This is a genomic window from Ligilactobacillus equi DSM 15833 = JCM 10991 (genome assembly GCF_000615765.1).
In the GTDB taxonomy this organism is placed as follows: Bacteria; Bacillota; Bacilli; order Lactobacillales; family Lactobacillaceae; genus Ligilactobacillus; species Ligilactobacillus equi.
In genome coordinates, this window is record NZ_BAMI01000061.1 from 1 (window position 1) to 11,479 (window position 11,479).

General features: G+C 35.6%; 14 protein-coding genes and 1 pseudogene. 5 read left to right on the forward strand and 10 right to left on the reverse strand.

Features of this window, described 5'->3' with window-relative positions; genetic code table 11:
• Nucleotides 1-86: 86 nt before the first annotated feature.
• The 6 genes from JCM10991_RS10100 to JCM10991_RS15920 form a co-directional block, all read right to left on the reverse strand.
• Nucleotides 87-440, reverse strand: coding sequence for a hypothetical protein (locus tag JCM10991_RS10100; RefSeq protein ID WP_025021394.1), 354 nt, complete (start codon nt 438-440; stop codon nt 87-89).
• A 98-nt stretch (nt 441-538) separates the two neighbouring features.
• On the reverse strand, nt 539-994 hold the full coding sequence (locus JCM10991_RS16230) for a 50S ribosomal protein L11 methyltransferase (RefSeq protein WP_263640313.1): 456 nt from the start codon (nt 992-994) through the stop codon (nt 539-541).
• On the reverse strand, nt 955-1,395 hold the full coding sequence (locus tag JCM10991_RS16235) for a 50S ribosomal protein L11 methyltransferase (protein WP_263640314.1): 441 nt from the start codon (nt 1,393-1,395) through the stop codon (nt 955-957). Before JCM10991_RS16235 ends, JCM10991_RS16230 begins: the two co-directional genes overlap by 40 nt.
• A gap of 20 nt (nt 1,396-1,415) precedes the next feature.
• Nucleotides 1,416-1,742 (reverse strand): branched-chain amino acid transporter permease, encoded by a 327-nt coding sequence (locus tag JCM10991_RS10110; protein WP_025021395.1) that lies wholly within the window; start codon nt 1,740-1,742, stop codon nt 1,416-1,418.
• The gene (locus JCM10991_RS13720) at nt 1,743-2,234 is read right to left on the reverse strand and encodes an AzlC family ABC transporter permease (protein ID WP_263640315.1); all 492 of its coding nucleotides are present in this window, start codon (nt 2,232-2,234) and stop codon (nt 1,743-1,745) included. It lies immediately after the preceding gene.
• A 41-nt stretch (nt 2,235-2,275) separates the two neighbouring features.
• Entirely contained in the window at nt 2,276-2,428 is a 153-nt protein-coding gene (locus JCM10991_RS15920; protein WP_225349963.1) for a hypothetical protein, read from the reverse strand.
• A 189-nt stretch (nt 2,429-2,617) separates the two neighbouring features.
• Between JCM10991_RS15920 and JCM10991_RS10120 the strand changes: the two genes are divergently transcribed.
• On the forward strand, nt 2,618-3,085 hold the full coding sequence (locus JCM10991_RS10120; RefSeq protein WP_023858815.1) for a Dps family protein: 468 nt from the start codon (nt 2,618-2,620) through the stop codon (nt 3,083-3,085).
• Between the two features lie 106 nt (nt 3,086-3,191).
• Here the strand turns inward: JCM10991_RS10120 and JCM10991_RS10125 are convergent, their stop codons facing one another.
• The gene (locus JCM10991_RS10125; protein ID WP_051528002.1) at nt 3,192-4,577 is read right to left on the reverse strand and encodes a L,D-transpeptidase family protein; all 1,386 of its coding nucleotides are present in this window, start codon (nt 4,575-4,577) and stop codon (nt 3,192-3,194) included.
• A gap of 100 nt (nt 4,578-4,677) precedes the next feature.
• Complete coding sequence (locus JCM10991_RS10130; RefSeq protein WP_081781997.1) at nt 4,678-5,757, reverse strand: glycosyltransferase; 1,080 nt, start codon at nt 5,755-5,757, stop codon at nt 4,678-4,680.
• Between the two features lie 332 nt (nt 5,758-6,089).
• Here JCM10991_RS10130 and JCM10991_RS10135 point away from each other — a divergent pair, with 332 nt between their 5' ends.
• From JCM10991_RS10135 to JCM10991_RS10150, 4 genes are all read left to right on the forward strand, one after another.
• Nucleotides 6,090-7,307, forward strand: a complete 1,218-nt coding sequence (locus tag JCM10991_RS10135) for a glycosyltransferase family 8 protein (RefSeq protein ID WP_025021398.1) — start codon at nt 6,090-6,092, stop codon at nt 7,305-7,307.
• 16 nt (nt 7,308-7,323) lie between these two features.
• The gene (locus JCM10991_RS10140) at nt 7,324-8,016 is read left to right on the forward strand and encodes a glycosyltransferase family 8 protein (protein ID WP_025021399.1); all 693 of its coding nucleotides are present in this window, start codon (nt 7,324-7,326) and stop codon (nt 8,014-8,016) included.
• Between the two features lie 46 nt (nt 8,017-8,062).
• Nucleotides 8,063-8,527, forward strand: a complete 465-nt coding sequence (locus JCM10991_RS10145) for a hypothetical protein (protein ID WP_162149521.1) — start codon at nt 8,063-8,065, stop codon at nt 8,525-8,527.
• Nucleotides 8,528-8,679: 152 nt separating this feature from the next.
• Entirely contained in the window at nt 8,680-9,519 is an 840-nt protein-coding gene (locus JCM10991_RS10150) for an alpha/beta hydrolase (RefSeq protein WP_025021401.1), read from the forward strand.
• 101 nt (nt 9,520-9,620) lie between these two features.
• Here JCM10991_RS10150 and JCM10991_RS15925 read toward each other — a convergent pair.
• Both JCM10991_RS15925 and JCM10991_RS13735 read right to left on the reverse strand, forming a co-directional pair.
• A pseudogene (locus JCM10991_RS15925) lies at nt 9,621-10,943 on the reverse strand (ISL3 family transposase).
• Nucleotides 10,944-11,072: 129 nt separating this feature from the next.
• On the reverse strand, nt 11,073-11,426 hold the full coding sequence (locus tag JCM10991_RS13735; protein ID WP_056986787.1) for a glycosyltransferase: 354 nt from the start codon (nt 11,424-11,426) through the stop codon (nt 11,073-11,075).
• Nucleotides 11,427-11,479: the final 53 nt, after the last annotated feature.

The following is an 11,479-nucleotide window of genomic DNA, read 5'->3' on the forward strand; positions in this document are numbered from 1 at the left end:
TCCTTGTAATAAGTCCTTGTTATTATTAATTAGATTATTATTTGATATAAAGTAACTATTATTTTTACTAAATTATGGTACTCCATCTACCAAGTCCGACGACGATTTGAAAATTTTTTCTTTATTCGCATCGTTTTTCGTAAGGTTGCAGCATAGTTACGTTTCGCTCGGGCCAGTTTTCGCTCGTCCTCCATACTTTGAGGACTACAATCCTTATAACGCGCTGTTACTTGCACCGAAATCCATTCATCCATAGCCTTACGAGCTTGTTTTTCAGTTATCTGATATTTACTGGCAACCTCGCTTACCCCTTGTAAAGTTGACTTTTTTCGGCCAATTTTAGTGAAATCTTTTTGCATACGTGTCGTTATTTTGACGCTCTTTTTCGGCACTGTTTTCACCCCATTTTCAAGTTTAGAGGTTAAATTAACTTTTGTCAAACCTAATTCTAAAACTTCTTTACCTGCCCACGACTAAACAATGCCACCGTTCTTCGTTCAGATGTAATTTCACTTTAAAACCTAACTTTTGTAATTTTTCATCCAAGCTGGGTAGCCCTAGTTTCAATCCCTGAAAGAATTGCCACGCCATTTTCTGTGAGGTAACTAGCCAAATTTTCACTAAATTCTTGCAAAATCTCTGCCAAAATATTGGCGCAAATCAGATCAAATTTTTCAGAAACTCCTTCAAGGAGATTACCTTGTTGAAAACGGATAGTGGTCAACTGATTAAGTGTGGCATTTTCCCGGGCTGCTTCAATGGCTTGACTCGAAATATCCGTTGCTAAAATATCTGTTTGTCCCATTTTGGCCGCCGCAATCGCTAAAATACCACTACCAGTTCCAACGTCTGCGAGCTTCACAGGGCGCGTTAAATAGCGCTCCATTGCCAAAAGTGCCAGTTGTGTTGTGAGATGTTCCCCCGTGCCAAAACCTAAACCAGAGTTAAGTTTAATCACTGCTTGATCCGGATAGGCGGTTGATAAGTTTGCCAAACTGGTACAAACGCTAAATGACGCGAAAAGTTAATTACCGGGTAATTTTCCTGCCAAGTAGTCTCCCAATTAGTCAAAGCCTGCGCTTCAAAGTAGACCCTCACTTTCCCGGTCGCCAGTCCATAACCCGCTAACTCCCGAATTTTAGCCTGCAATTGAGCACAAACTTGCGCTTGGTCAACATCAACCGGCAAATAAGCCGTTAATTCCAGGTCTTCGGGTAAATTTTTAATCTTTGTCAAATCAACAAACGTAGAATCATGACGCTGACTAGCTACTTCAAAATCACTCCGACGCCGACTTTCCAAACCAGCTAAGGCATAACTTTCCTGAAGGTAGTAGGTCAAAGCCTCCTCTAGTTCGCTCGCACATTCAATTTTCAAAACTGCCAAAGCTTCCATGGCAACCCCTCCTCAATTTTCTAAAACAGATAATTAATTAACAAAATATATGCACCAGTACCAACAATCAAACTTAAAAACATACTGCGTTGCCAGAGGTGAACGATGATTACTAACACTCCTGCAATTAATTCTGGTAAACCATGACTCGGCCCCGTAAAATCCGCATCTTTATAACAATATACCACCAAAATTGCCATAATTGCAGCGGGTAAAAAATGCTCTAAATCAGTAATTAAACGTGGCGTCTTTTCTTGCTTATTGAAAATCCAAAAGGGTAAAAAACGTGTTAAAACCGTCGCTAAAACTGCAGCTGTAACGGTAATAAATTCTTGCATCACAGTCATCTAAGCACCCACTTTCTTACCACACAGGTAGTTTTGAATTAAGAAAATAGCCACTACCCCTAAGATTGCTACTAGGATAAAATTTTGTCCACCAATAAAAATTAGGGCTAAAACCCCGCAAATAAAACCACTAAACGAACTCAAATGACTTTCTTCATTTAGGAATTGCTCCAAAAATAGCACTAAGAATAAAGCTGTCATGATGAAGGAAAGCCCCTCAACTTCAATATTGATAATGTTTCCGAAAAGTCCACCTAACATTGAACCCAAGGCCCAGGCAAAGTAATCAAATATGGTCACATATAAGTAGCAACGTGTAAGATTTAATTGCTTCGGAGGGCGCAGACTATAATTAACCATAAAGGTTTCGTCAGACATCCCGTAAATCAAAAAGAACTTAGCGCTCCCAGCATTCTGATACTTTTCTAACATCGATAGACCATAAAAAAAGTGGCGGGAATTTACAATTAGGGCTACCACAAATGCAACCAAAGGATTGAAAGCCTTGGTCAAAAAATCAGCCGCAATAAATTCTACCGAGCTGCGTAGATTGTGAGGGCCATTAGGGTTGGATAAATAAAGCTAAAGCCCAAACTATTCATATACAAGCCGTAGCCAAATCCCAAAAATATAAAGCCGGTCATAACTGGCAAAGCCTGCCGGAAAGCATAACGAATTTCTCCCAAATTCTCTTCCTCCTTTATTAATAAAATCTTAACCTTTATCTAACTATAACGCAAGCTGAGTTTCCCAGTAAGTAGCTTTTCAGCACGACTACTGACGACATTTATGAAAACGTAATCATTTCTTCGCGATTTTTTAATTAGACTGTGCTAGGCTTAATATATAATCAAATTACGAGGAGGAATTTTACAATGAAATACCCAAAGACAAAAGAGATTTTAAACCAACTCGTTGCTGACCTCAGCCAAATGTCCATGGTTATCCACCAAGCTCACTGGTACATGCGAGGGCAAAACTTTTTGAAACTACACCCACTGATGGATGATTTCATGACTGAAATTGATGATCAGTTAGATGTCATCTCCGAACGCTTAATTACCTTAGGAGGTTCACCATACTCGACTTTAAGTGAGATGGCTGCCCACACTAAAATTAAGGATGAAAAAGGTAGCTACGATAAAACTATGAATGAACGTTTCGAGCACTTACTTGCTGGCTATCGTTATTTGGCCCAACTTTACCAAGAAGGCACAGAGATTTCCGGTGATGAAAATGACCTTTCTACCCAAGACATTTTCATTGGTTTCAACACCGCAATCGAAAAGAAAATTTGGATGCTACAAGCCGAACTTGGCCACGCTCCACAAATTGATGACTAAATTTCTTTCAATGTAAACCCAAATAACCCGAGGATTTTGAATACCCTCGGGTTATTTATTTACTACCAAACTGTGGCTCCGCTATTAGAAAGCCATAGCCTCTCATCTAGTTATGCACAATCACTGGTTCACCTTGTTCTAATGCCCCAAAAACTGTGGCCATACTGCTAGGACGAATGTTGACACAGCCATTAGAACCATCGTTTAAATAGGCACTACCTGACCAATTGTGACGCCAACTTGCATCGTGGAAACCACAACCATCCACCGTAAATGGCGCCCAGTACCGCACTGGTGAAGCGTAGGATGAACCATCTGAGTGAACCCCACGTAAGACAGTTGGTGATTGTTTGTAACCAATGTAGTGCACCCCAATTGGAGTTGAACTACCATCAGAAACATTCCCTGTTACAACTGGTAAGGAAGTAATTAAGGTCCCGTTCTTGTAGAACCAAGCCATTTGTTGAGAGATTGATACTTCCGCATAAGTATCACCAATCCCATTAGCTGCAGTCACGTCATAACCAGTACCAGTATCGTAGAAACCAGTTCCGTAAATATCTGCCTTGGCATTCACAGAGGCTTTATTAGCTTGCAAAGCAGCTAATAAAGTCTTTTTAGCCTTAGCTTCAGAAATTTTCCAACCATAACTTCCATCTTGAACGGTAATTTCTGAACCACCAGTCGTCTTGAAGTTAAAACTCTTACCTAAGGTTGCTTGCTTAGCATTGATATCCTTAATTTGGTTAGCTAACTTACCGGTATCAAAAGTTAATTGCCCGCCCTTGTAAGAAGCTGATGTAATGAGGTCTTTAGCATTCAATTCGTAATCTTTGTCTTGGACTTTGTAAGTTACCTTCCGCATTACTAGACTTTCAAGATTAGTCTTTTGCTTTTGGACCGTCTTACTATCAGTAGTTAAAGGTTTAGCTTCCTTTCTAGCTACCTTAATCACACCCGCGTCTGCTTGCTTTTGAAAGTCTTGCATCATCTTCTTGACATCATAGGTATTGCCTGCCTTTTCTTTGACAAGACTTACTTTATCATCACGATAAACAGCATAAGCATCCACTGGCGCTTGACGACTTTCATTTTCTTTATCTAAATAGTTTTCCAACTTCGTCGCTAACTTTTGACTTCGAGCTTCATCAGCCTGTTTAACTTGAATGAAGTATTCCTTTTTACTCGTATTAGGTAAGAGAGAAACTTGTTCCTGCAAAACTTTAGCTACTTTAGCTTTATCAGTTGCTAAAATACCGGTATGAATGTCATTACCCTTATAGATACGCTTGTTACCAACATAAAGTTCATTGGCAACCTTAGCTTTTTCTAACTTAGCTAAGGCTTGACTAGCTGACTTACCACTAACATTGACCCCGTTAATGTAGGTATTTTGGTTAAAGTATGTTTGTTGGTGAGAATACCATGCTCCCCCAGCAATTCCTAAAGCAACCACTGCAATCCCAGTTGCGATAAAACTTTTCTTTTTCACTTTTATCCCTCGAATCTTCTCACTTTTTATCAAGTATACCACTTTTATTACAAGAATTTAAGTGTTATGCGTCATAAAATTTAGACTCGAACTTTTTACGCTAGCTATATTTTTCTTTGATTGCAGCAATTAAATCAGCAATCCCATCGGCTTGATATTCATAAATTATATCCTTATAAGCTAAATCTCTGTAAGTCAAAATAGGAAGCCCGATCTCATTAAAGTATTGACTTTCTTCATACGTACTCCCCTCTTCACCAAGCATCAAAATTGCCTTAATATTACTATAGTCGTAATACTTTGCTATGACATTTGCTTTTACAAAAACATTCGGATGTTGATTTAATTTTAAAACCTTTAGACTAACTTCGGTTGGTGCCATAATCAAAAAATTAATTTTGGGGAATGCTTGTGCTAATTCAACGATTCCCCTCATATTTTCAGTTCTGGTATAAACCAAGACTTGTTTTTTAATCTGCTGGCTGACATATAGCTGGAGTGCTTCATTGACACTCATAAAATAAAAATCCCACCATTTTTGACGTCCACGCATGAACGACTTACTAGCAGATGGTTTATAAGGCCCCGTAAAATGAATAATTTTAGCACTATTATGAGCTGTAAATTTTTCTTTAATTTCCTCTGAAAACGCTAAGATATCCGATCCATACGCAGCATTATAGTCAGTTGATAACTCAAAAATGTGTGTATAATTAAAAAATCCATTAACCACGCTTTGATCATCGGCCTTTAAATTATTTTTTAGACGCTTATCTACTTCCTTTTTTATTCCTTCAACATAGCCTTTTTCTCGCCATAATTCACAATCAATTAACATCACACCCGAGTTATAGCGATTATCCTTTGTATTGAAATAAAACCAGTCAATTGCCATCCCAATCGGATTGCCTTCTAAACTAATTTCAAACAATCTATCAAGATTATCAGTAACTACAATATCACAATCCAAGTATAATACTCTTTTAAGGTGTGGTAGTAAATCTGGTAGCAACAATCGGGCATATGAAATCTTACTGATATACTCAAAAGACGCATCCCATTTAAGCTCATTTTCATCAATTTTCCAGTCAAAGACCCTGTTATTTGTATTCGTTAGTTGTTCATTGAATTTTAAAAAAAACTCTGACGAGATATCAGTATTTACTACATAAATATGCAAATTATCATTTTATGCAATTAATGATTTAATAGCAACTGATAAATCATTAATATATTGGATCTTTGTCAATTAATACTGATAAAAATATATTCTAAAAAAGTAACGGTTAAGTAGTTTGTAAAAAGCTGCTAGATGGTTACTTTTTTTGTGCTCTTTTCTTTGATATTTAAGGAAAAAGAAGCGTAACTTCGCCTATTTTAGAGAGGGAAAGTTGACTGTCGTTTCTTTTCTTGAAGTCAGTGAAAATCATATTGTAAAAAACATTAACTCCCCCGAATAGTATTTTGTTATAATTAGAGTGATTAATTTTATGCGGAATACGGAGAAAAATTATGGAGAAAAATGTTGTCTTTTGTGTTGATAATCGATATCTATCGCAATTGGACGTTGCAATAAAATCGCTTATCGCTTATAACGAAGATTTAAATATCTATGTGGTGAATGCTGATATTCCATACGAATATTTTATGAAATATCAACATGTTTTGAATGACATGAGCAACCGTGTAATTGATTGGAAAATCGAAGAAGAAGAACTTAAATGGGATGCATCGTTTGAATATATCACTAAAATTTCTTATGCACGCTTACTCATCCCTGAAATATTACCTCATTTAAAACGGGTAGTATATTTAGATTGTGATATTGTGGTGACTGATAATATTGATCAGTTATTTGAAATAGACTTGATGGATAAGGCTGTTGGTTTAGTAATTGATTGGTTAAACTTTGCAACTGCAACTAATCGCTATAATTCAGGAGTGATGTTATTTGACTGTGATGTTTGGCGGCAAAATAATTATGTTTCAGGCTTAAAAGAAGAGATTGAAAAAAGAGTTAAACTTCAAGAAGAAGCTACAAAAGCACTCCCGCCTGAACTTGGGGCGGATGATCAACATGTTGTCAATGTATATTTTGATTATGATAATGTGTATGAATTACCTTACGAAATGAACACGCAATTTGGAACGATGATTCTTGGCATGGCGCAATATGCTAGAGATAAATTTAAAGAAATTAAAGCAGGAAAAATTATTCATTTTACTGGTCCGCTTAAACCTTGGGCTGAATGGGGAAATATGCGCGGACGTCAAAATTGGTGGGATTTTCATTTTATGAGTGTTCAAGATGCAGTGAAGATGCATCAAAAATTATTTGAACAACGGAAAATGCTAGTGTATACTCGATCAGCAAATATTCGTGGGCTTAAAGAGCTAACCGCTGCTAATCCCAAGATTGATTTCATTGTGGTTGCACCAACAGCTATAAGTAGGGAAATTTGGAAATTAAATATGCAACCAAATATCTTTGTGAGAGAACAATTTAGAGCGGATTATTTTGATTTTACTTCAATTAAGGCAATACTTATGTTGGGAGAAGAATTTAATTTAGAAGAAGATGGACGATTATTCAATTCAATGTCCGTTCCTATACTAACATATCGAGATTTAGCACTTGAAAATGTTGAATATGCTTATCAAGCTCAAGATGTAAAAGACTTGATTAATAAAGTTAAAGAATTAACTATGAGTTATATATCGGAAAAATAAAGGAGAAAATACTACGATGGAGAAAAATATAGTCTTTTGTGTCGATAATAGATATGTGGATCAACTTGATGTCGCCATTAAATCGTTAATCGCACATAATGCCCAATTAAATATTTATGTCGTGAATACTGACATTCCTGCAGAGTATTTTATGAAATATCATAACTTTCTTTTCGGAACAACTAATCGTGTAATTGATTGGAAGATTAGTGAAGCAGAACTAAAATGGGATGCCTCATTTAAATATATTACTAAAATTTCGTATGCGCGTATGCTTTTACCAGATTTGTTGCCACAAGACATTAATCGAGTGTTGTATCTTGATTGTGATGTTGTCGTGAATGCTAATTTGGATGAACTATTTAGAATTGATTTGAATGGAAAATCCCTTGGGATGGCATTAGATTGGTTTGGATATAAAACGATGACTAATCGGTATAACTCAGGGGTGCTTCTTTTTGATTGTGATGTATGGCGGCAAAATAATTATGTAGACGGGTTAAAAAAAGAAACTGAACGCCGAATTGCATATATTGAACATACAGATAAGAAAATCAGACTTGATGAACAAGCAGATGATCAACATGTCTTTAATGCCTATTTTGATTATGATTCAATTTATGAGCTCGCACCAGAATACAATATGGCTTATGGCGTAGAGGCTTATAAAGTCTCTCAACAAACTAAAGAAAAATTTTTTGCAAAATAAAAGAAAGATTATTCATTTTACTGGACAAAACAAACCTTGGACATGGATGGGAGATACTAATGGACGTCAAGAATGGTGGATGTATCATGAAATGAGTGTCCGGGATGCATTGGCAATGTATCAAGAAAATCAAGCGCAAAAACAAGTGCTTGTATTTACGCTAACAGAAAATATTCGAGGAATTGAGCAGATTGCTAAACAATGTCCACAAGTAAGTTTTTTAATCGTGGCACCGACAGAAGTAACATTCAAAGTGTTGAGGTTGAATGCACATCCGAATATCTTTGTGAAAAAAGTGTTCATAAAGGAAAACTTTAATTATGATAAGGTTAAAGCTGTGTTAATGTTAGGGGAAGAATCAAATAAAGTTGCGGATCAAAAATTCTTCAATCAACGCGAACTACCCGTACTAACTTATCAAGATTTAGCTCTTGAAGGGGTTGAATATGCTTATCAAGCAACAAGCGTGGATGAGATGATTGCAGAATTAAACTTACGAGTTGAAAATTAGTTTGCGGCAAAATAAAAGGTCTACAAAATGAAGGAATAAAATTTTAGCCTCAAAATGACGATAGCATCATCTACTTATTTGATTCATCGTGCATCGTGCTCAAATGGTGCCTTTACTAGTTAAGATTAGATATTAATAAAGTAGGTGAATAAATGGCAATCAAAAAACTAAGTATATTGTTGGGGATGCTTTTTATTGGCGGCATAATTTTGGCATATAACAGCGTACAAAATAAGATTAATACGACAACTTATCATCACGCAAAAAGAGCAACTGTTTTTTTCCATGGATATGGGAGTTCCAGTAACGCTGAAAGGCACATGGCACAAGCAGCTAAACGTGCTGGAGTGACAAAGACAATCGTTGAGGCGGATGTTTCTGAAAATGGGAAGGTTACATTTCATGGAATTGTTAAAAAAGATGATATAAATCCGATTATTCTTGTGAATTACCGCAATAATCGGGATGGTAATGAAGCGAAATTAACACGATATTCTAAAAATGTTATGTTAGGTTTGAAAAAACGGTATGGAATTTCTGAAGTCAACCTTGTTGGACATTCGATGGGGAATATGTCGATAATGTATTATATTATTAATGAAGCTGATAATTTAAGATTGCCGCAAGTGGTTAAAGTTGTTGACATTGCGGGGCATTTTAATGGAATAAAAGGGATGAATGAACCGGCAAATGTTCAGTTGAACAAAGACGGTACGCCAACAAAAAAATCAGCTACATATCAGAGTTTGGAACGAATCCGCCAAGTTAAAAACTTGGATAAAATTCAATTTTTGAATCTATACGGCGATATTAATAATCAAAGTGATGGTCGGGTATCAAATACTTCATCCCAATCTTTACGTTCCCTTGTCAGCGAAAAGGCGAAATCATATCGAGAAGTAAAATTTACCGGGAAAAAAGCCCAACACAGTCAGCTTCATGAAAATTCTCAAGTAGATCGTGTATTGATTGAGTTTTTATGGAAAAAATAAAGAGAAAGAATGTAATAAGTTTAACATTAGTAGTAATGAAGGTTCTTTGTCAATTAATACTGATGAAGAAATCTAATTAAATATAGTCCAAAAAGTAATGGTTAGGTTGCTTGTAGAACAAGCTGCTTAGCCGTTATTTTTTTGCGCTTTTTATCTTTGATGTTTAGTGTAGTAGCTTGACTCGATAATAAAATGCGTAAGCGAAAGTTTTTAAAACTTCTGAACCCAAACGCTACGCGTTTTAATACTTTAATTTTATTCATTTTTCCTTCAATTGGTCCGTTTGTATAGTTATGAGTTAATGTCAAAAGGATTTCTTCCTTATGTTTTCTCAATGTTCGATGAGCATTACGCATTCTAGAAGGAATGGTACTTAATTTTTGATTAATAATATCGCTAAAGCGTTCAGCATCTTTAGAACGTAGAGCGTAAAGGACTTCTTGATAGTAGTTATAAACCTCTTTAAGTTCTTAATCCATTTCTAATAAACGATTAACCACATCTTCATCGCACAACAGAGAATGTTTAAAGTTTGGTCGTCTATTGAAATGCATGAAGTCCAGTTCAGTTGAATCTTTCATCAATAGTTTCCAGTAGCGTTTCAAGGCACGTCCTTCATGTGATCTCAAACCGAACTTACGAATAACAGCGATTCTAGTGCTTTGAAGCACGCGACTAACTTGAAGTACAACATGATATTTATCTGCGATAATTTTGGCATTGGGAAACAAATCATGAATTAAATTACGATAAGGTTGATAAAGATCAACAATAACAAAGCGAACTTTTTGACGTTCACGTCTACTATAATGGCGAAGAAAATATGAACGTAGAGCAGCATCACGACGTGATTGAATAACGTCAATTGTTTCGTGAGTATCTGCGTTAATTAATAACATACTCATTTTATCTGTAATATTTGTGCCAGAATTAAAATCATCTAAAGCGATAGCGTTAGGTAAGGATTTCTTAACTCTATTTAAAGTATCTTCAGTAGATTCCAGACATCTTTGAACAGTGTTACTGGAAACAGAGTATTCAAAAGCAGTGTCTTTCATAGATGTGGGCCGCTTGAAGTTAACAACGATTTGTTGTTTAACATAATTTGAAATAGAACAGTGTTCTTCAACCCCTAAAATAGGGAATACACGAGTTGAATGACAATTTTTACAGATAAATTTTTGTTTACGGATACCCATATATAAAGGTTTAGCAGCCATTTTAGGACAAAGAATTAAAACCTGAGGAGTTTTACCATTTTTAACCATATTGAATCCACAATTAGGACAGCGTTTAGGAGAATTAAAATTTTGAACACAGTTCAAAACTGTAAAATCAGCGAATTCGGAGAATTTATCTTTTGATTTATCCAAAATAATATGATTATCTTTAATTCCTGTTATATATTTGATATTATTAGACATAGAGAAGTCGATCCTTTCTTAGAGAAACCGGGGTTCAGTCGACTTCTCTTTTTTTATACAATTTTACAATAAAAAAAGTACTGATGATAATCTTGAAATATACTTCAAAATTTTCATCAGTACAGAATATTATAGAACCAAAAGTTCATCCAAGTTACCATTCACCACGACGTCACCATCGAGATAAAGTACTCGCTTTTCCTGTGGTAGTAATCTTCCTAGCATGATACGCGCATAGGAAATTTTAGTTATATAACTAAATGATTCGTCCCATTTTAATTGCTCATCATTAATCTGTACATTGACTACTTGACAGCTTGTATTAGCAAGGATTTTTTTATATTGAAAGAACCATTCTACTGGAATATCTGTATTAATAACATATATTGTTGTGTCATCATTATTTAACAAAATTGACTTAACAACCGTTTCCAAAGCCATAATATACTTGGCGTCAGTCGCAAAAGCAATTGCCTTTTTCATTTTTCCTCTCCCCTTTGTCATTAATTTAACAACACTTATATTATACACAAATC